The organism is Enterococcus termitis, assembly GCF_001730305.1.
Lineage (GTDB): Bacteria > Bacillota > Bacilli > Lactobacillales > Enterococcaceae > Enterococcus_L > Enterococcus_L termitis.
In genome coordinates this window covers 38,106-58,373 of sequence record NZ_MIJY01000008.1, presented here as the reverse complement: position 1 = coordinate 58,373, position 20,268 = coordinate 38,106, and the positions used below count along the sequence as shown (strand labels likewise).

The window sequence follows — 20,268 nt, the reverse complement described above, 5'->3', positions numbered from 1 at the left end:
TTAACTATTTTTAATGACCAACCCACTGATTACATCAACGACAGATTCACTGGCATTTAACAATGCTTCTAATTGATCATAAACATTTTTCCAGCGGATCACTTCGATTGGATCTTTTTCATTTGTGAAAAGCTTTTTCAAAGACTCACTATATAGTTTATCTGCTTTCCCTTCAATCTCACTTACCTCATCGATCATAGTGTGTAGCGTTTTTGAATTTTTAAACTTGGCAAACTCTTTTGTCGCCGTTAATACTCCAGCAGTCGCTTCCAGTGCATAAGCAATGAATACTAAGGCATTCTCCTTTAACTCTTCAACCACCAAGCTGCTTAACAAATAAGCAACGCTATTGATTGAATCTAGTACATCATCTAAGCGCTCAGTAATTTCGACGATATCTTCTCGATCGATCGGTGTAATAAAAGAAATATACAATTCATTTAAAATCCTTTTAACAATTTGATCCCCTTCACGCTCCAGATCATGGATCTTGACTGCTTCTTTTTCTAAAGTTTCGAGGGAATAATCGATCGCGATCATTTCCAGAATTTCTGCAGCCTGATGAGCATTTTTAGCTAAATGAGCCAACTCTCCAAAATAGTCAAATTGTTTTTTTCTTGCCATTTCATTCTCTCCCCTAGTTCATTTTCTATCGTTATGAAGTCAATCCTAATCTTTTACAGTCATTTCTTAGAAAAGTGCAACAAATAGCTTCGCCATAACAAACGCAATCACACCACAACCAGGAAATGTTAAAATCCAGGCAATCAGCATTTCTTTTACAATGCGCCAATCAACACTGGAAACGCGTCTTGATGCACCGACTCCCATGATCGCTGTTGTCTTCGTATGAGTTGTTGACACTGGAATCCCAAAGATTGATGCCGCAAACAGGCAAATAGCCGTACTCAAATCGGCAGCAAATCCTTGATAACGTTCTAATTTGACCATATCCATTCCAACAGACTTAATAATTCTCATTCCACCGACAGATGTACCAAAGCCCATCGTAACAGAACAAAGAACCATGACCCAAATAGGGATAATAAAGCCTGAACCAGACTTTTCGGCAAGATTATTATAATATAAGCCTAGCATAAACACACCCATGAACTTTTGTCCATCCTGTGCGCCGTGCAAAAAGGCATTAGCTCCTGCACCAAACGCCTGACCATAGGTAAATACTTTGTCAGCGGTTCTTCTAGCTACACCTTTGAACAGAAATACGATCAGCTTAGTCACTAGAAAACCTCCGCCAAATCCCATGACAGTTGAAACGACTAGACCAACCAAGACTTTTGTCCATTCTGATCCGTTGACCGCTCCGAGACCACCTAACGCCATTGCAGAGCCGGTCAGACCAGCAATCAAGGCATGGCTCTCACTTGTTGGAATACCAAAATACCACGCTGCAACTGACCAGACAACGATTGAAAACAATGATGCTGCCAAGGCTACTTGAGAGGCATTCCCATGTGCATCAAAACTGACGATATTACTGATCGTCTCAGCTACTTGAGCATTGAAATAGGTCATAACCAATGCTCCTAAAAAGTTCATGACAACAGCCATCCAGATCGCTACATTGGGTTTTAAGACTCTGGTTGAGACAGCCGTCGCAATTGCATTTGGCGCATCCGTCCAACCATTTACAAAAATAACTCCCATCACCAATGTAATCGTTATCATTATAGCAATATTCACATTCACACCCCACCATTTCAATTTCACCTGTAATAATATCATATATTTTGTTAAATGTATCTAATTTTTCATATATGTACCTTTTTTGTTCACTGAAAGTCACTAATTTACTGTTAAGGAAAAAAACTTGTCATCTTTTATTGCAATGATAGTTTGTATTAGGTATAATGATTAGTGTTGAATTACATATGGATATTCCTGTGTAAGACCTTATTTTATCGGAGGTGAAAGAAATGCCAAATATTGAATCTGCAATTAAACGTGTACGTACTAACGCTAACGCGAATGCTCAAAATTCATCTCAAAAGAATTCTATGCGTACAGCAATCAAGAAATTTGAAGATGCTGTAGCTACTGGTGCTGATAACGCGGATGAGTTATATAAAGAAGCTGCTAGAGCTGTGGATATGGCTGAATCAAAAGGATTGATCCATAAAAACAAAGCGAGCCGCGACAAATCTCGTCTAAGCAAAAAATTAGCAAAATAAAGAATTAGTAGAAGCTGACAGTTATGTTAGCTTCTTTTTTATACAAAAAAAGCAGACAAACAGAATAATATCGTTTGTCCACTCTTTCTATTTAATAAATCAGTTACTTTGAAGTTCTAATCCTTTTCGGTCAATTTGAATCCAATATTCAGAAATTTTACCTTGTGCAACAAGATACACAGCACTCGCAATTTGAATCACTTGTTTTCCAGCTGCTGTATGGCCTATTTGTTTCCACCGAACATAGACTTTGTTCTCATCTGCCACTATTTCTTGGATTTCCAATTGAAACTCACCATAAAGTTCTTGCATCTCTTTTACATGTGCAATGTAATCTTTAGGAGAGCGTTCGATTGTATATTCATTTTCTGACTGAACTTGGTGCGCAATCACTCGTTCATGCATAAACTCATACGCTGCTGAAAGATTCTTTCCAGAACGTACATCTTCAAAGAAGTCGGTTACTATTCTTTTTGCTTGGTCCATACTATATGGTCTCCTTTGACTGGCTATTTCGCGACTTGGGCAGAAAGCTTCAAAATAAATAATTCGAATAACAATTCTTTATCCATCTGTCCAGTTTTCATTTTAAAGTCATTTTCAACCAACTCATCATAAATAATCTCTAGACGATCCAACTCAAAGCGTCTTACTTGCTGAAGTGCTAGTTTTACACGATAAGGATGGATTTTTAAAGTATCCGCAATATTGGCTTGCTGATAACCTAACTTGGCTAATATTTTTGTCTGTAAAAACAAACGGATCTGATTCAATAAAATCGCATTTAACTTGATTGTTTCTTCCCCTTGAAGTAATAAGTCCTCATAAAGCTGAATCGCTTTTTCTCCATTTCCGGATAATACATCATTCGTTAAATCAAATACATTGTGTTCCAAAGATTTTGGTACTAATTCTTTTACAGCATGCAATGCTATAACTTTATCGTCAGAAGAAAATAGAAATAGCTTCTGTAATTCTCCCATCACTTTTGAGAGATTCAGATCTGTCAGCTGTAATAACAATTCGAACGCTTCTGGACGAATCTCATAGCCTTCGCTTTGGATTGTTTGTTCGATGTATTGGCGTACTTCTCGCTCGCCCATAGGATTCACATCAATAAAGGTGGCATGCTTCTTAACTGCCTTTGTGATTTTTTTCCGTTCATCTAGTTTTTCAACGTTTGCACTAAATACTAAGATCGTTGTTGGTGATGGCTGCTCTAAATAGCTCAGTAGACCATCAATATCATGTTCGAGACCATTCGTTTTCCTCTCAGCCGTCAAAAAATAAGGATTTTCAATGAAAACTAAGCGGTAATCACCAAAAAAAGGAATCGTTTCAGCTTCCTCAATTGCCGTTGATAAGGGGACATCTTCCATATCAAAAGAAGAGTAATTGAACTGATCATCTTCCGTTTTGATTAGTTGATTCATTAATTCTGTTTTAAATAATTCACTCAGATATCCTTCTGTTCCCTGAACCAAATAAACAGAGGCAAACTGATGTTGACGAACTTGATGGAGTGCTTCTTGTAAATTCATAATTCCCCTCATTTCTCTTATCAATCCTATCATGACAATCCAAGAAATGCTAGTCATGTTTAATGATCGTTTGTGCTGGCGATAATTTTGTCCAAGGGGTCCATTCATAATAGACCATCCCTGCTAGATCCGTTCTAAAAATAGTTACCTTTTCTTGCTCTAATGTCGTTAACACTTCTTCATGAGGATGTTTAAAACGATTGTTTCGTCCACAAGAAATAACAACATCGGTCGGTGAAATTTGTTTTATAAAAGAGCGATCTGTTGATGTGCGGCTCCCATGATGGCCAGCTTTTAATACATCTATTTTTAAATTAGGAAAGTGCTTGATCAATTGGTTTTCTCCATGTATATCTAAATCACCTGTAAAGAGAAAACGCTGTCCAGCAACCTTTGTATAGACAACCAATGAATCTTCATTCTCGCCGCGACCAGCTTTGGCAGGTGCTAAAACCTGTAATGATAGCGAACGCCCAAGAGACTGTGTTGCTAATACAGGATAGCATTTAACACCCGCTTTTTTCAAGGTCTCAAGCATTTTTCTAAATACGCCTTTGTTTTCTGTTCCAGCTGGAAAATAGAGTGCTCGAATCGGAACTTTTTTATGGATTGCTAAAAGATCGCCACAATGATCTATATCTCCATGACTGATCAATACTTTATCTAGGTATTTTACGCCTTTACTTTTTAGATAAGGAACCACCGAATACTCTGCATTACTTTTCTGTTTACTTTTCGTTGCCCACTTTTCCTTTTCAAAGCTCAATTTACCACCAGTATCTAGTAAAATATTTTCCTGATGGAACGGCGTTTGAATAAATAGACTATCTCCTTGTCCTACATCAATAATAGCTACTGTCCCTTTTGGAGAAGCATACTTACTGTGTACCAATAAAAACAATAGGATTCCTGCTAGATAAGCCTTTTTTGATCGCTGAACCAACTGATTTAGGAGTAGACCCTCTAAAAAAGCCGCTACCAGGAATAGCCAGAAAGGAAAATGGCCCGTAACGATGGAAAAAGTGCTCGTGTCATTTAGCCAATCAACTAATTGTTGTTGCAATAAAAAATAGAATTCCAAGCCCACCCGCCAAAAATCAAATTGAACAAAAAACGAACTGAAAAAACTAAAAGTAAGAACTGGCAAGATAATCCGCTCAAAAAGCGGCAATAAGAAAAAGGTAAATATACTACCTGTAATCTGCCACTCAAAAAAAGAAAGTCCTACTAAAGGCAGAATGGCGATATTCAAAAGCAAGGAAAAACAATAGCTTTTCAAATACCGATTGCTGATACGTTCAGTAATCGGGTCAACAACTATAATAATAAAAGACAAACCATAGCTTAATTGACCACCAATAGAAAACAATACATACGGTTGAACAAGTAGCCCTATCATCAAGGTAAAGCTCCAACAATCCAGTCCAGATAGTTTCCAAGAAAATCGACGGTTGGTTAACATTATTGACCGTTGAACTAACGCCCGAACAACACTAACAGAAAATCCTGTAAAACCTGCATAGATGACTGAAAATAACAATTGAAGCCAAAATACTTTTTCAACACTTAGGCCGCTTCTTAAAAATAGATACCTAAAACTACCTATAAAAAAAGTCACATGCATACCAGATAAACTAAATAAATGTAGGATTCCAAGATTCGCCAAAGCAGCTTCTTTCTGAAAAAAATCGCTTGATCTAAATCCAAATAAAAGCGTTTGTATATAAAGTGCCGTTTCACGCATAAACGCTTTTGAACAATAATCGATCGCTTTTTTTCGACAGATACTGATCCACGAAAAAACATCCCAAAAAGGACGCTTTTTTGCACAAACTTCTTGTATACTGCTTATCGTTATTGTTTGATAAATTCCTTTTGTCTTTAAATATTTTTGATAATCAAATCCATGCAAATTTGTTTGAGGAAGAGGTGTTTCAACGTTTCCAACAATTTGCATAGTCAAAACATGTGCTGTCTGCTCCCAATACTGTTTTTCTTGTTCAGAAGAGAACCGATAGAAAGCGATGACCTTCCGCTTTTGAGTTTGAGAAGAAAAAAGCCCCTCCATTTGGAGTCCATCACCATCGATTCGCAGTTGATCTGGTAAAACTGTCAGTTCACCAATCTGTTCACTATTTTCAGGAAATTTGGGCTGTTTTTCTTTGTTTAGCAGCAACACACACGAGAAGGTTATTATTCCAACTGCCACCAAGCTAATCAAGACAAGGAGCTTATTTCTGGTATAAATGATTCGGTAACAGAGATAAAGACATAATAAACTTGACGACCAACTGAATTCTATAATGAGAAAAACAGATGCGGCCATTAATAATACTGGAAAGATCCAGAAATTATTGATCTGTTTGAGGTGCTTCATCGATTGAAGCAAGCTCTTCTCCTAACTGTAGTTCAGCAAAATATTTTTTTGAAAGTGTCACTTGGTCTACACTTGCTCCAACTTGTTCAATCAGAGCCAATGCATATTGATCATTACGATAATCTTTTAAATAATGAATCTTTTTAATACCTGCTTGTAAAATCATTTTGGTACATTGTAGACAAGGAAAATGGGTAACATAAATTTCCGCACCATCTGTCGGTATTCCAAATTTTGCACATTGTAAAATGGCGTTCATTTCCGCATGGATGGTTCGAACACAATGTCCATCCACTACATAACAGCCATCATCGATACAATGAACATCTCCGCTGACAGAGCCGTTGTACCCTCCTGCAATGATACGTTTATCTCTGACTATCGTCGCTCCCACCTCTAATCGAGTACAGGTGCTTCTTAAAGACAACAGCACACTTTGTGCCATGAAATATTGGTCCCAAGGAATCCGTTCTAAAGTCATTCGTTCATGCTCCTCTTCTATATGAATAATATTGTTTTTCAAAAATACTTTATTGCTGATTCTAAAATATAATAGGCTATACAAATAGTAAATTATAGAAAAAGTCTCGTCAAGATTATCGGCGATATATTTAAAAAAAATACGTAGAATGATCGATTTGTTTTCCAAATGTTTATGAAACAGTGATACTTTCCTTTAGCTTTTCAAATGTCTTTTCTCCAAACCCAGAAATATTTTTTATGTCTTCAATCGATTTGAACCCGCCATTATCCTCACGATAGCGAATAATTTCCTGTGCCTTCTTTTGACCGATTCCCGGCAATGTCTGTAGTTGATTCTCATCCGCTTGATTAAGATTGATTTTAGTATCTGCCTCATCCCTCTCTTCACTGTTCAGCTCTTGCTTTACTAGTGGCTCTTCTCCTTTTTTGGGCACGTAAATCACCATTTGATCAGTGACCTGTTCTGCAAAATTGACTTGCTTTGTATCTGCTTCCTCCTCTACTCCATCAGCCAGTAAAATCGCATCCCAAACACGCATATTTTCCTTTACTTCATACATGCCTGGCCGCTTTACTGCACCTTTTATATCAACATATAGTTGTTTGGGCTCGTCAAAAACACTGGAGCTTTCCAGCGAGCTAGGCGACGTAGACTCTAGTTGAAGTGCTTCATCGATTGTTTCACTGGATCTATTCAAATAAATGAACACAACAATGCTAAAAACTATTACCATGAGGCCAGCTCCGAGCAAATAATAGTTGTATTTCTTGAAGAGTTCTTGATAATTCATTTTTTTCCTCCTTCATAAGTAAGATACGCATTATTTTTTCGTTTTCATGATAGAAAATAGAAAAGTCCATCGTATAATAAGGTAAGAAGGTGATGAAATATGGAAAAGGAAGTTATCGCACTTTTAATCGCTAAAAATTTTTTAGGATTGGAAAAATTCATTGATCTATTTGGTACGGACATCATTAAATGTATTCGTTCAATTTTGAATCATCCAAAGGAAAAAATGTATCATAAAGAGGTTGAAAATGAAGTGTTTTACCGAATTTGGCAAAAGATAGCTTCTTATGATGCCGAAAAAAGTAGTTTAAAAACGTGGAGTCTTACGATCACGCGAAATCTTTGTCTTGATAAAAAAAGACAGATTATCCGCGAGCAACAGATCATCCCGATGGAGCAACTACCAGAGAGCTTTTGGGAAGAGGATTATTTTGAAAAAGAAAACTTTTTAGATTTATTAACGTATTTAACAGATGACGATCAATTGATCTTTCTAAAATACTACTACTATCAAGATTCAGCAGCAGAAATTGCAAAAGAGCTGAATATGGAGGTTACTCAAATCTATAATCGCTTATCTAGAGGACGCGAAAAACTTAGACACTCGATCAAGCCAACGTAAATACAAGTTATGTTAGGAGGAATCTCAAATGCCCAATCCATTTAAATCTACGATAAAACGTATCAACAATGAATTAAATAATCAACAAAAAAAGGAACTATACAATCAAACAAAAATGTATATTTTCTTACAGGATTTTATTGAACAGTTGAAGACTCATTTACATGAAGAAGAAGAAATCGTTGCCTATTTACCAATGACAGCTGATGGAGAGAATGCTTCAGTTGTGGGCGTTGGTTTATTAGGAATGTATCATCCAACAACTGAAGCAGCCAAAGCGTATATAAAAGAGTTTAATGATCTTAGAGGAAATCGAATACTTGTTTTTACGAATCAACGAATGATCTTTACCACGATTATTGAATTTTTAGACAAACAACCTTTTTTCAGCTATCCGTATAGCACAATCAGAGCAATCACACTGAAACAAAACAAGCTTTCTTATTTTGACTGGGAAAATCGATTTTCGCCTAAGCGTTTGACTCTTCATACGTACACTTTTGATTTTGAATCCGACAATCATATTTTTTCCGAATTATTAAGTGAAAGAGATGCTGAAATCTTGAAACGCCAACTTGCTGAAATCCCTGCATTGCAAACAATTCTTGTAACGAAAGAGATCTATCGTGAAAAACGCTTTGACCGAGTCGTAAACAATCCTGTGCTAGCTTATCGGCTTACATATTATTTTTCGATTGTAGCCGTTGTTGTGTTCCTCTTGTTGTTAGCATTAGGTGGATTCTTTCACTTTGGACCAGCAAAACACATGTTTGACTTCAGTACAGCGACAATATTTCCAGCGCTTTTCAGTCATTTTCTGAGGTAAAAGGTACAGACTAGTTCAACCACAAGCTTTACCTCACTCTTTTGAAGTCAAATACACAGCTAAAACACTCTAAAGACTAAAGTACTATATTTATAGAGTTCTAAAATAAGCTAGGATTCACAAAAAGGGAATATCCCTTTTTATGAATCCTAGCTTATGCTTAATTGTTGTTATCTTTTTTAATTATTTTTCTTTCAGTGTGTCAAGATAATCAAGTGCATCTTGTACGTTTTTCACTGGAACAATCTTCATCTTAGTTCCAATTTTCTCTGCCGCTGCCTTTGCCTCTTCATAATTCGTTTTGATTCTCGGCTCGGCTTTTTTCATTTCCTTTGTGATTTCATCATCTGGCGCAAAGAAAATTTCTGTCTCATTTTTACTTGCAGTGACCACTTTCTTATCTATTCCGCCGATTCGTCCAACGATTCCATCAGAATTAATCGTTCCTGTTCCAGCGATTTTATGGCCTTTTCGAATGCCTTTTTGCGTCAGCTGTTCATAGATTTCTAGAGTAAACATCAGCCCAGCTGAAGGTCCTCCGATATCGCCGGAGTCGATCTCAACAGGAACCGAAGAATCGATTTCAGTATGATCGGTCAACCCAATACCAATACCAGCCTTTTTATCAGTCGGCAGTTCAATCAACTCGCCTGTCGCCTCTTTGGCTTTGCCATCTTGCAAATAGCTTACTGTAACTTCTTGACCAACCTTTTGTTTTTTTACATACGTAACAAATTCTTCACTGCTTTTAAATGTGTGTCCATCGATTCCCGTCACCGTATCGCCCACTGAAATTTTTCCTTTAAAACTCGAGTTGTCTTCGATAGCTAAAACATAAACACCTTTAAAGGACATTTCATAAGGTACCTCTGCTAATTTTAGTGCTTGTTCGATTGCTGCGTTTTTAGATGAATCCATGTAATATTGTTGAATACGTTCATATTCACTATTTGTGCTTGTTCCCATTAAGTCTTTTTTACTAATGATTTCCTGAAAATCAGAAAATTTCGCAGTGAGCAAAGAGCCTAATGTTGCTTTACGCACACCAACTGTCGTTAAATAAAAGGCGCCAGATTCTGTGTCCTGTTTATTATCTACTGTCACGAATTCTTTTAGATTCTCGGTAGAACCTGGTCCTTCAATATAATAAGGAATCGGCATTAAGATAGCTATAATCAACAATACAATGAGCACAAATGGCAGCATCGATTTAATGGATATTTTTTCTTCCTGTTCATTATTCATATAGTTTCAACTCTCGATTCTTTTGATTTAGTGCCTCATTGACTGGTTTAGGCAAATAGGCAGAGACATCTCCTCCGAATGCCAGAACTTCTTTTAATAAACTAGAACTAACATGGCTATAGGCTTCGTCTGCTAATAAAAAAACTGTCTCTATTCCAGATGCCAAATGATGATTCATCATGGCAATGTCTTTTTCATATTCATAGTCTTTAACATTCCTAATTCCTCGAACCAAAAAATTTGCACCCAATTCAGATGCACTTTCAACAGTCAGCTTTGTTTCTTGAACCACAACTTCTATATTGTCTAGATGTTTAACTGATTCTTTGATGAGAGAAAGTTTTTCTTCTAAGGTAAACAAAGACTTTTTATTGGTGTTAACAAAAACCCCGATGATTACTTTATCGAAGATTTTTGTACTACGTTCGATTAAATTCAAATGCCCCTTTGTCAAAGGATCAAAACTTCCCGGAAAAAGTGCGGTTCTACTCATTGTCTTCCTCCCATTTGTAAATCGTTATCTGTGTAATACCATACACTGTTTCACGTACCTTAGTTAGTTGTCCGATATTTTCAGGAAGCTCGACAGATTTATCTGTTTCACAAACAACAATAACGTCTTCGTTCAATAAGTGATTTGCAAGCATATGCACGATCTGCTTTTCAATCTCTTGTTTAGCATACGGCGGATCTAACAATACCAAATCAACTTTCTTCTGTTCCTCTTTTAGTAAGTCGAGTGCTTTGTTTGCATCCATTTTTTTTATCGTAAATTTCTCAGGTTCTTTCGTTACAGCAATGTTTTCTTTAATAATTTTGATTGCTGCAAAGTTTTTTTCAATACAAATAGCCTCTTCCATCCCTCTTGATACTGCCTCGATCGCAAGTCCGCCACTGCCTGCATATAAATCTAGAACTGTACCACCATCAAAATAGGGGCCAATCATGTTGAAAATCGATTCTTTAACCTTATCAGTTGTTGGACGTGTATTATCTCCGTCCAATGCTTTTAATCGGCGACCGCCGTATTCTCCAGAAATCACACGCACTTTATAACGCTCCTTTACTTGTTGCTCTATTATCCTTTAATAGTATACCAAATATACAGAAAAAAGATGAAAAATGTTTGACGTTCGTGCACATTTTTCATCTTGATTTTTAGACGTTTTCAGCTAGACGGATCTCTGTTTTTAATTCTTCAACTTCAAATCCTTCTTCTTCTTTGTATTGATAGGCTGCTTTGGTACCGATTTTCTCAGCAAAATTCATCTCTACATCTGGTCTATAAGATCGTTCTACTTTACGGACAAAATGCAGCCCATTTATTTTTGCTTCTGAGGTCTCAATGTCTTCTTCATTCATATAAATGACCACGTACTTCATGCGACGCGACACATAATGAATCAAGCCGAATCGCTTCAAAGTTCTTAATTGTTTTAAGCTGTAGACCCAAACAACCAAGCAACGTCGTTTTTGGATATTGAGTTCTTTTTCCTCATTAACTTGCATGACAATTACCTCCACAACCTGAGTGTTTTCCTTTTTCAAAGAATGGATTGCCGGCATCTACCTTGATATCTTCTGAAATGGTTTGAGCGACGGACATGCCAACCAAATCTAAAATTGTTTGAACTTCTGTCTCAGAAAAACGAAATTCAGCCACTTCTTCACTCATATCTAATGCCCGTTTGGCTTGACGAACAGCACGTTGTTTTGTTCGAAAATCTGGAGCATGATTGCCATATGCTTCGATCCGTTCAAAAGAATCCTTTGCATCTAAAAAGGCCTTTTGCTTTTCACGAACATCTTGGGAGTCATACATGTTTTTTCGATTATTTTTATAAGAAGTAATACTATCACTTGCTAAAATTGCTTCAACAAGATTTTCTACTTGATCTTCTATTTCAAAAAGTTTTTCTGTAACGATCATACTTATTCACTATCCTCTGTTTGAGATATTTCTTTTTCAGTTTCTTGTATTAAGACTAACACACTTGCTTTGGAGAATGCAACGCCAATGTTTTCATTTCCTTCATGAGCAAATCGAGAATGATAAAGTGAATCTGAAAACCATGAAAGAACCGTGAAGGTAGGATCATAAATAGGTTCTGTGTACATGCCAGTTGCATTTTTCTTATCTAATTGTCCGAGCTTTAAAAGTTTTTGATATTCATCATTTGACAGAGTGAACATTTCAGTCGCACTCAGCTGTTCCTTACTGAATTGCCAATTTTCGAGTCTTTCCATCGAAAAAATGTTTTTCTGTTGTTTTGATAATAATTCAAAAAGCTTTTGTGCATTTTTCTGATTTTCAGTGTTCACATGATAGGTTGGTAATCCTTCATCCGACCTTAGCATATTAATCACTCTAACCATTTGATTGCTTTTTACTGGATCAAAACCAGCTAATTGATCTTTCGGTAAAAGCGGACGTGCTTCGCCTTCAATCAATTGATAAGGCATCAAGGTCAACAAAGCTTCTTTAGCTAAATAAACAACTGCTGCAAGCTCACTTTTTCCTTGATTAAAGAACAAAATTGCAAACGTTTGATTATCAAAAGCAATCAAAGGACGATAGTTCATATCTTCTTCCGTTAACTCTATGTTATAGTTCATCTCATTATATGTAAAAGCAAAGTCAGAGTATATCGTCATTCGTTCAGAGATATCTGACAAGTTCATTCCTATTGAGAAAGGAGATAATTCCTTTGAGTCATTAAACGCTTTGATCATTGAAATATTATCATCTTGAATGTTTAGTTCAAGGTAATCTGAATCCTTCTCACCATAAGTCCATACTTCATATGACATACCGGAGGCTTGCTTTTCAACAGGTTCTCCAAATTTCTCTATAAATTTACTTGCTGGTTTTCCAACATATTCAGCATAGCCTGATGTCTTGATTTCTTCATACGGCAAAGCAGTGTGGGAGACATTTTGTCTCCCAGAATCCTCTGCAACGTGCTGCGGTTTTTCAGCGGGGAAAAAGACGGGCTCTAAATAGCCGATTGTTAGGACTACAAGAAATATGCCTAAGAAAGCTAAAAATCGTCTCATCTTTTTCCCCACTTTCATTTATTTTTCGCTGACTTCGATCAGTAAATCACCGGAGCTGATCGCTTCTCCTTCGGCTACATAGATATGTTCTACGACGCCATCAAAACGTGCTTCGATCGTTGTTTCCATTTTCATTGCTTCAGTAACAAGTAACGCGTCACCTTTTTTGACTTTATCGCCTTTTCTAACTAAGACTTGTAAAACAGAACCAGACATTGTTGCACCGATCTGCTCCTTATTTGTAGGTTCTGCTTTTCGTTTTGCTTGAACGGCAGACTTGATTGACGTGTCTTTTATCACGACTTCTCTCCGTTGTCCATTCAAATTGAAAAACAGCACTCGATTCCCTTCAATATCAGGTTCACCGACTTCGTCCAAACGAATGATCAATGTTTTCCCTTTTTCGATTTGAACTTCCACAGATTCTCCTTGACGGATTCCTTGGAAGAAAGTTGGCGTATCTAATAACGTCACATCACCAAAGTTTTGGTAAGAAGTACGGTAATCAAGAAATACTTGTGGATACATTAAGTAACTCAGTAATTCTTCCATACTCGGTTCATAACCGATCAGTTCTGCTAATTCTGCTTTTACTTTATCAAATTTCACTGGTGCTGCCAAACTTCCTGGTCTTTCTGTAAATGCTGGACGACCTTTTAGAATGATCTGCTGCAGCTCTTTAGGAAAACCGCCTACTGGCTGACCTAAATCGCCTTGGAAAAAGGTTACAACAGATTCTGGGAAACTCAAGCTGTCTCCATTTGCAAAAATATCCTCTTCAGTCAGATCATTTTGAACCATGAATAAAGCCATATCACCAACCACTTTTGATGAAGGTGTTACTTTGACAATATCACCAAACATCAAATTCACGGTATGATACATTTTTTTGATATCGTCCCACTTATGTCCTAAACCAACAGCTTTTGCTTGTTGCTGCAAATTGGAATATTGACCGCCTGGCATCTCATGCATATACACTTCTGTCTGAGGTGCATTCAGCCCATTTTCAAATGGCTTATAGTACATGCGGACATCTTCCCAATAATGGTTGATTTTTTGTGTATTATCGATGTTGATATCCGGCGTACGTTCCCCATTGACTAACGCATAGTATAGACTGCTCATACTTGGCTGACTTGTTGCGCCGCTCATCGCACTTGTCGCAACATCGACAATATCGACGCCTGCTTTTGTCGCAGCGGAATAAGTAATGATTCCATTTCCGCTGGTATCATGTGTATGCAGATGAATTGGTAAATCAGTTGTCGCTTTCAATTCACTAATCAGACGATAGGCTGCCTGTGGTTTTAACAAGCCTGCCATATCTTTGATTGCAATGATATGTGCACCCATTTTTTCAAGCTCTTTAGCCATTTTTTTATAATACTCAACATTGTATTTTGCTCTAGATGGATCGTTGATATCTCCTGTATAACAGATCGCTGCTTCAGCGATTTTGCCTGTATCTCTAACGGTTTGGATGCTCTTTTCCATTTGTGGAAGCCAGTTTAAACTATCAAAAATACGGAAAACATCAATCCCTTGTCGTGCTGACTCTTTAATGAATTCTTCGATTACATTATCTGGATAATTTTGATAACCAACAGCATTCGAACCTCTAAATAGCATTTGCAGTAAAGTATTCGGCATCAGCTTACGGATTTTGCGAAGTCTCTGCCAAGGATCTTCATTCAAGAAACGATACGCAACATCAAAGGTTGCTCCGCCCCACATTTCACTCGAGAATAGTTCAGGTAATCCTTCACCAGTCAAGCGAGCGATTTCTTTGAAATCTTGTGTTCTGACACGTGTCGCAAGTAAACTTTGATGCGCATCACGAAACGTTGTATCTGTTAATAAGACATTTTCCTGTGCTCGAATCCAGTCGATCACACTAGCGGCCCCTTCTTTATCAAGAACATTTTTAGCAGTAATATAATCACTGCGTAATTCAAGATCAGTCGGGATACGAGGTGCATCAAAGTATTTCTTCGTTGTCTTTTCAATACCTGGAAAGCCGTTTACAGTGACTTCGCCAATGTATTTCATGGTTTTATTGCCGCGGTCTCTTAATTTAGGAAACTCAAATAATTGCGGTGTGTTGTCAATAAAGGTTGTCTTAGCTTCACCAGACTGAAACTCTGGGTGACCGATCACTTTATGCAGAAATGGAATATTGGTTTTGACTCCGCGAATTCTAAATTCACGCAAACAACGTTCCATCTTTTGAATGGCTTTATCAAATGTAAAACCATGCGTGCAGACTTTTACAAGAAGTGAATCAAAATAAGGCGTCACTACTGCACCTGAATAGGCATTTCCAACATCAAGACGTACGCCAAATCCACCTGGTGAACGGTAAGTATCGATCTTACCAGTATCTGGCATGAACTGATTTAATGGATCTTCTGTCGTGATCCGGCACTGGATCGCTGCACCATTCAAAGTGATATCAGCTTGTTGCGGAATCTTCATATCTTTATGCAAATCAAGCCCTTGAGCAATTTGTAATTGAGACACTACGATATCGATATCTGTAATCATCTCTGTAATCGTATGCTCTACTTGAACACGAGGATTAACTTCAATAAAGTAGAACTGATCCCCTTCGACTAAAAATTCAACTGTTCCAGCGTTGATATAATCAACATGCTTCATCAACTGAACTGCGGCAGCACAGATTTTGTTTCGTTGCTCTTCATTCATTGAAACACAGGGAGCAACTTCTACTACCTTTTGATGACGGCGCTGAACAGAACAGTCTCGTTCGAATAAATGGATCACGTTACCATGTTTGTCTCCCAAAATTTGAACTTCGATATGTTTTGGATTGGAGATATATTTTTCTACGTAAACTTCATCTGAACCAAAGGCTGCTTTGGCTTCACTTTTAGCTCGTTCGTACCCTTCTGCGGCTTCTTTTTCATCGTGAGCCACACGCATACCACGACCGCCGCCGCCTAATGCTGCTTTGATCATGATCGGAAACCCATGAGTCCGACCGAATGCCAAAACACCCTCAACGGTCTCAACGGGTCCATCAGAACCAGGAATTGAGGCGATTCCAGCTGCAACAGCTGCCTCTTTTGCTTTGATCTTATCACCAAATATGTCTAAATGATGCAACGAAGGACCGACAAAAATCAAGCCTTCTTCTTCACATCGACGGGCAAATTCTAGATTCTCAGATAAAAAACCATATCCTGGATGAATTGCATCTGCTCCCGATTTTTTTGCGATTCGAATAATATCTTCCATGTCAAGGTAGGCTTCAATCGGCTTCTTCCCTTTACCAACTAGATAAGCTTCGTCCGCTTTAAAACGATGTACTGAATATTCATCTTCTGCTGCATAGATTGCCACTGTCCCGATGTGCATCTCTGTACAGGCTCTAAAAATTCTGATTGCAATTTCTCCACGATTCGCTACTAAAACTTTTTTCATTCCTTCACTCCTACCTGTTTATTGAAGCTATAACAAAAAATTCAAAAGCCTTTTGTCATTTTAGCTACCTTCATTTATTGATTTTCTAATAATTGATATTCTTGAGCCATCTTTTGTCTTTTTTCATCCGCGCTAATGTTTAGTACAAATGCTACAGCAATTGAAATGATCAATACACTATTTCCGCCTTGACTTAGAAAAGGAAAAGTTACCCCTGTTAGAGGAATGACTCCTGTGATCCCGCCTAGATTGATAAAAACTTGTAGTAATAACATTGAGCCTATCCCGATACACATTAATGAGTTGAATGGTTTTTTAGAACGTACACCAACCAAAATAATGCGAGCAATCATAAACATTAAAATGGCTAAAATGATTAATGAAACGAACAAGCCTAATTCTTCGATCGTAATGGCAAAGATAAAGTCTGAATGAGCCTCAGGTAAAAACCCTTTTTTCTGGATACTATTACCCAAGCCTTTGCCAAACCAGCCTCCATTATTGATAGCATAATAAGAATTCGCTAACTGATGACCTGCATTTCGTTCATCTTTAAATGGATTCAAAAAAATAGCAAAACGTTGATACACATACTGATACCTAGCAGGAATAAAACTTCCACCCGTTAAAAGTAATGTTTCAATAACGGCAATACTTCCTAAAATACCAACACCACCGACCAAATATGTATACATATAATTGATACCGCTGGCAAGCACCATGATGATCACTAATAACGTTAAGATTGCTGCGTTTCCTAAATCGGGTTGAATCGCAACTAGAAAAATTAAAAAACCAACCAAAAGCATTGGTCTAAATACTGCTTTTTTAAATTCTTTGTCAATATACTTTTGTCTGCGCCCTAATATATAGGCAAGATACCAAATAACCATAATTTTTAAATATTCAGCCGGCTGCATTGAAAATGAACCAATTTGAATCCACCCTTTGGCACCATTGATTTCAGCTCCCAGCTTTGTAAAACGAACAGCTAACAGCAAAACTGAAATGACAACGATTGCCAACATGATGAATCCTTTGACTTGAAAAACGGTCGTTTTCATTTTATAAATAAAAAACATCGCTACTAAACTTAAAAGCCAAAATTGAAGTTGTGTAATCACCATGCCGGTCGGCGGTTTTCCTTGCGATACTAATAGTGAAGAAGTTGAACTGTATACCATGATCAAACCTATCGCACTAAGAACCATGTACGGAATCAAAATACTATAATCTAACAGATGACGCTTTTTTATCTTGTTTGGCAAAGTTTAGACCTCCTTGCCAATCTCTTTTTTTTCTTGTGTTTCCTCGTAAACATCGCTATATAATTGATTAAGCTCTTTTTCTAAATCACTCAATAATTGGTGTCCTTGGGTCGAACTCAAAATACCAAGACGAATCGCGTAGGTCACCTGACGAGAAAAACCATACATTTGTGTATCTACGACTTCTTCAAAAGCCTTACACTGGGAAATACATAGGCTATTTTTTTGATTACGGATCAGCATCATAATTCTTTGTGCATCCTCGTTTAATAACTGAATAGCAAACTCTTTTGAAATGGATTCCATGTGCACCAAACCTCCCATCTTAATTATGTAATTATAGCATAATTTATCTGATTATTAACAGAAATTTTCTGAAAATCCTTTGTTTAACATTTTTTTTAATTTTTATCAAACTCGAATGAAAAAAATTCTCATTTTATTCTATCCTGTTTAAACGAACCATAGGCAAATATAGAATTTAATCCTGCGCTTATTTTAGTTCAGCCCATAGACAATCACGTAATAAATCACATAAAACCAGCTTAAAATCCCATGCACAATTGCCCAAATGATGCTATGCCAATTTACATAAGAAATAACCATTGCTAATGCACAACCAAAAGAAATACCAGCCTTTGCACTTTCCTTCATGTTGAATTCCTCCTAACGAATACTTTCTTTACTCTGGAATCATCAATTTTCCAGCTAATTCTGTCAGTTCCGTTTGACCAATTTTCTTGACCAATATGTATTTTTGAGGGATTTCTTGTCCCACTAAAAACCCAAAATCACTTGCTGTTTGGTAGCCATAGCGAGTATAGTATTCTGGATCTCCTACTAAAATGATTGCCTGTTCTCCGGTCTTTCTTGCGGCGGCTTCAGCTTCATTCATTAATGGCTCCGCCCAAGCCTTTATTTCTTTGATCAAGCCTGACTGTCAATGGTGCTAAAAGTAAAAGCTCGTGTTCATTATGCTCGGATTCAACATATAATCTTGTCGACATTACATGTCCCACGATTTCATCATTGATTTCTGCTACATAAGCAAGGTCAGGCAAATATTCTTTGCTCTGTCTTAAACGATTTACAAAATCTTGTTCGTCTCCACTTTTGACTTTAGCTGTTTTGAATGCTTCTTTTGTAAAGGTGTAAAGATTCTCGAAGTCCTTCTCTGCTTCTAAGCGAATGATCACTTCAGCCCTCCTCCTTTGTATATGAAAGTTTAAATTCTTTCTACTTATACTAACAGAATCTATTTTAAGAAGCTATCAATGACCCTAATAATCCCTACTTTTTTAGAAGATGAAGCAAAGAGACCCTCATAAGCTAGAAATGAATCTCCTAGCGTTTTGAGAATCTCTATTTCAATCTATGTCATTCCAACGAACTCTAGACTATTTTTTTAAATCAACAACCATTCTGCCTTTGATTTTTCCTTGTTCCATCTCTTCGAAAATGTCATTAACTTCGTGTAAACAACGAGTTTCGACAACAGGAACGACCTTCCCATCTGCGCCAAACTGAAAAGCTTCTTCTAGATCTTTACGCGTTCCAACCAATGACCCAACAATTTGAATACCGTCTAATACTGTTTTTACAATTTCTAAGTCCATTGTTTCTGGTGGCAGTCCTACAGCAACAACTTTTCCTGCAGCACGCACAGAGTTTACAGCTTGATTAAAAGCTACTTTTGAAACAGCAGTAACCACTGCGCCATGGGCTCCGCCGATTTCATTTTGGATCCACTCACCAGCATCACCATCTTTTAGGGGATTGCAGACAAGATCAGCGCCTAATTCTTTTGCAAAGTCTAATTTGTCATCATTGATATCAATGGCAACTACTTTTGCATTAAACACATTCTTAGCATACTGAATGGCTAGGTTTCCTAACCCACCGATTCCGTAAATAGCGATCCATTGACCCGGTTTTACTTCTGATACCTTGATCGCCTTATAACAAGTAACGCCTGCACAAGAAATACTACTCGCTTGAGCTGGATCTAATCCATCTGGAACTTTTACAGCATAGTCAGCTTTGACGATACATTGTTCTGCCATTGCGCCATCGACAGAAAATCCTGCATTTTTCGCTTGGCGACAAAATGTTTCTCGTCCAGTAATACAATATTCACATGTACCGCAGCCTTCAAAAAACCAGGCAATACTGACACGATCACCTACATTAAGGCTACTTACATCTGATGCGACCTCCTTGACGATTCCAATACCTTCATGACCGATTACTCGCCCAGGCACTTTTCCAAAATCTCCGTGAGCCACATGTAAATCAGTATGGCAAACACCACAATATTCTACATCCACCAAAGCCTCACCAGCTTCTAGTGGTCTTAAGTTCATTTCTTTAATTTCTACTTTTCCATTGCTTTCTTTACTTACAACAGCTGCCTTCACACA

23 protein-coding genes are annotated in these 20,268 nt (G+C 37.4%); 3 read left to right on the top strand and 20 right to left on the bottom strand.

The annotated features are described in order from the left end of the window. Positions 1-624, bottom strand: a complete 624-nt coding sequence (locus tag BCR25_RS06525) for a DUF47 domain-containing protein (protein ID WP_069662816.1) — start codon at positions 622-624, stop codon at positions 1-3. Between the two features lie 66 nt (positions 625-690). Further along, positions 691-1,725, bottom strand: a complete 1,035-nt coding sequence (locus BCR25_RS06520) for an inorganic phosphate transporter (protein WP_139124540.1) — start codon at positions 1,723-1,725, stop codon at positions 691-693. Between the two features lie 212 nt (positions 1,726-1,937). On the opposite strand from BCR25_RS06520, the gene rpsT reads away from it, so the two are divergent. Beyond that, the gene (gene rpsT / locus BCR25_RS06515; RefSeq protein ID WP_069662814.1) at positions 1,938-2,192 is read left to right on the top strand and encodes a 30S ribosomal protein S20; all 255 of its coding nucleotides are present in this window, start codon (positions 1,938-1,940) and stop codon (positions 2,190-2,192) included. Positions 2,193-2,291: 99 nt separating this feature from the next. Here the strand turns inward: rpsT and BCR25_RS06510 are convergent, their stop codons facing one another. From BCR25_RS06510 to BCR25_RS06490, 5 genes are all read right to left on the bottom strand, one after another. Continuing rightward, positions 2,292-2,678, bottom strand: a complete 387-nt coding sequence (locus tag BCR25_RS06510) for an ester cyclase (protein WP_069662813.1) — start codon at positions 2,676-2,678, stop codon at positions 2,292-2,294. Positions 2,679-2,701: 23 nt separating this feature from the next. Continuing rightward, entirely contained in the window at positions 2,702-3,733 is a 1,032-nt protein-coding gene (gene holA, locus BCR25_RS06505) for a DNA polymerase III subunit delta (protein ID WP_069662812.1), read from the bottom strand. Between the two features lie 49 nt (positions 3,734-3,782). After that, the gene (locus BCR25_RS06500) at positions 3,783-6,110 is read right to left on the bottom strand and encodes a DNA internalization-related competence protein ComEC/Rec2 (protein ID WP_069662811.1); all 2,328 of its coding nucleotides are present in this window, start codon (positions 6,108-6,110) and stop codon (positions 3,783-3,785) included. Continuing rightward, positions 6,085-6,591, bottom strand: coding sequence for a ComE operon protein 2 (locus tag BCR25_RS06495; RefSeq protein ID WP_069662810.1), 507 nt, complete (start codon positions 6,589-6,591; stop codon positions 6,085-6,087). The genes BCR25_RS06500 and BCR25_RS06495 overlap by 26 nt, the downstream gene beginning before the upstream one ends. Before the next feature lie 172 nt (positions 6,592-6,763). After that, positions 6,764-7,384, bottom strand: coding sequence for a helix-hairpin-helix domain-containing protein (locus tag BCR25_RS06490; protein WP_069662809.1), 621 nt, complete (start codon positions 7,382-7,384; stop codon positions 6,764-6,766). 99 nt (positions 7,385-7,483) lie between these two features. On the opposite strand from BCR25_RS06490, the gene BCR25_RS06485 reads away from it, so the two are divergent. Together BCR25_RS06485 and BCR25_RS06480 are read left to right on the top strand one after the other, a co-directional pair. Then, entirely contained in the window at positions 7,484-8,005 is a 522-nt protein-coding gene (locus tag BCR25_RS06485) for a sigma-70 family RNA polymerase sigma factor (protein WP_069662808.1), read from the top strand. Between the two features lie 28 nt (positions 8,006-8,033). Further along, complete coding sequence (locus tag BCR25_RS06480; RefSeq protein ID WP_069662807.1) at positions 8,034-8,831, top strand: PH domain-containing protein; 798 nt, start codon at positions 8,034-8,036, stop codon at positions 8,829-8,831. Between the two features lie 183 nt (positions 8,832-9,014). Here BCR25_RS06480 and BCR25_RS06475 read toward each other — a convergent pair whose 3' ends face one another. The 13 genes from BCR25_RS06475 to adhP form a co-directional block, all read right to left on the bottom strand. Further along, entirely contained in the window at positions 9,015-10,076 is a 1,062-nt protein-coding gene (locus BCR25_RS06475; RefSeq protein WP_069662806.1) for a SepM family pheromone-processing serine protease, read from the bottom strand. Beyond that, positions 10,069-10,569 carry a pantetheine-phosphate adenylyltransferase gene (gene coaD, locus BCR25_RS06470; RefSeq protein WP_069662805.1) on the bottom strand — a complete coding sequence of 167 codons (501 nt, stop codon included), beginning with the start codon at positions 10,567-10,569 and terminating at the stop codon, positions 10,069-10,071. Before coaD ends, BCR25_RS06475 begins: the two co-directional genes overlap by 8 nt. Beyond that, complete coding sequence (gene rsmD / locus BCR25_RS06465; RefSeq protein WP_281247213.1) at positions 10,562-11,155, bottom strand: 16S rRNA (guanine(966)-N(2))-methyltransferase RsmD; 594 nt, start codon at positions 11,153-11,155, stop codon at positions 10,562-10,564. The genes coaD and rsmD overlap by 8 nt, the downstream gene beginning before the upstream one ends. A 79-nt stretch (positions 11,156-11,234) precedes the next feature. Then, on the bottom strand, positions 11,235-11,585 hold the full coding sequence (locus BCR25_RS06460) for a YlbG family protein (protein WP_069662803.1): 351 nt from the start codon (positions 11,583-11,585) through the stop codon (positions 11,235-11,237). Further along, positions 11,575-12,006, bottom strand: a complete 432-nt coding sequence (locus BCR25_RS06455; protein ID WP_069662802.1) for a YlbF/YmcA family competence regulator — start codon at positions 12,004-12,006, stop codon at positions 11,575-11,577. Before BCR25_RS06455 ends, BCR25_RS06460 begins: the two co-directional genes overlap by 11 nt. A 2-nt stretch (positions 12,007-12,008) precedes the next feature. Continuing rightward, positions 12,009-13,133 (bottom strand): CAP-associated domain-containing protein, encoded by a 1,125-nt coding sequence (locus BCR25_RS06450; RefSeq protein ID WP_069662801.1) that lies wholly within the window; start codon positions 13,131-13,133, stop codon positions 12,009-12,011. A gap of 18 nt (positions 13,134-13,151) precedes the next feature. After that, positions 13,152-16,580 (bottom strand): pyruvate carboxylase, encoded by a 3,429-nt coding sequence (locus BCR25_RS06445; protein ID WP_069662800.1) that lies wholly within the window; start codon positions 16,578-16,580, stop codon positions 13,152-13,154. A gap of 74 nt (positions 16,581-16,654) precedes the next feature. Beyond that, entirely contained in the window at positions 16,655-17,848 is a 1,194-nt protein-coding gene (locus BCR25_RS06440; protein WP_069662799.1) for an FtsW/RodA/SpoVE family cell cycle protein, read from the bottom strand. A 3-nt stretch (positions 17,849-17,851) separates the two neighbouring features. Continuing rightward, positions 17,852-18,154 carry an Fpa/YlaN family protein gene (locus BCR25_RS06435; protein WP_069662798.1) on the bottom strand — a complete coding sequence of 101 codons (303 nt, stop codon included), beginning with the start codon at positions 18,152-18,154 and terminating at the stop codon, positions 17,852-17,854. Positions 18,155-18,346: 192 nt separating this feature from the next. After that, on the bottom strand, positions 18,347-18,502 hold the full coding sequence (locus BCR25_RS20325; protein ID WP_169818992.1) for a hypothetical protein: 156 nt from the start codon (positions 18,500-18,502) through the stop codon (positions 18,347-18,349). Between the two features lie 28 nt (positions 18,503-18,530). Further along, positions 18,531-18,743 carry a hypothetical protein gene (locus BCR25_RS19850; RefSeq protein ID WP_083242604.1) on the bottom strand — a complete coding sequence of 71 codons (213 nt, stop codon included), beginning with the start codon at positions 18,741-18,743 and terminating at the stop codon, positions 18,531-18,533. Next, positions 18,736-19,044, bottom strand: a complete 309-nt coding sequence (locus BCR25_RS19845; protein WP_083242603.1) for a GNAT family N-acetyltransferase — start codon at positions 19,042-19,044, stop codon at positions 18,736-18,738. Before BCR25_RS19845 ends, BCR25_RS19850 begins: the two co-directional genes overlap by 8 nt. A 201-nt stretch (positions 19,045-19,245) precedes the next feature. Further along, entirely contained in the window at positions 19,246-20,265 is a 1,020-nt protein-coding gene (adhP, locus tag BCR25_RS06425) for an alcohol dehydrogenase AdhP (RefSeq protein ID WP_069662797.1), read from the bottom strand. Positions 20,266-20,268: the final 3 nt, after the last annotated feature.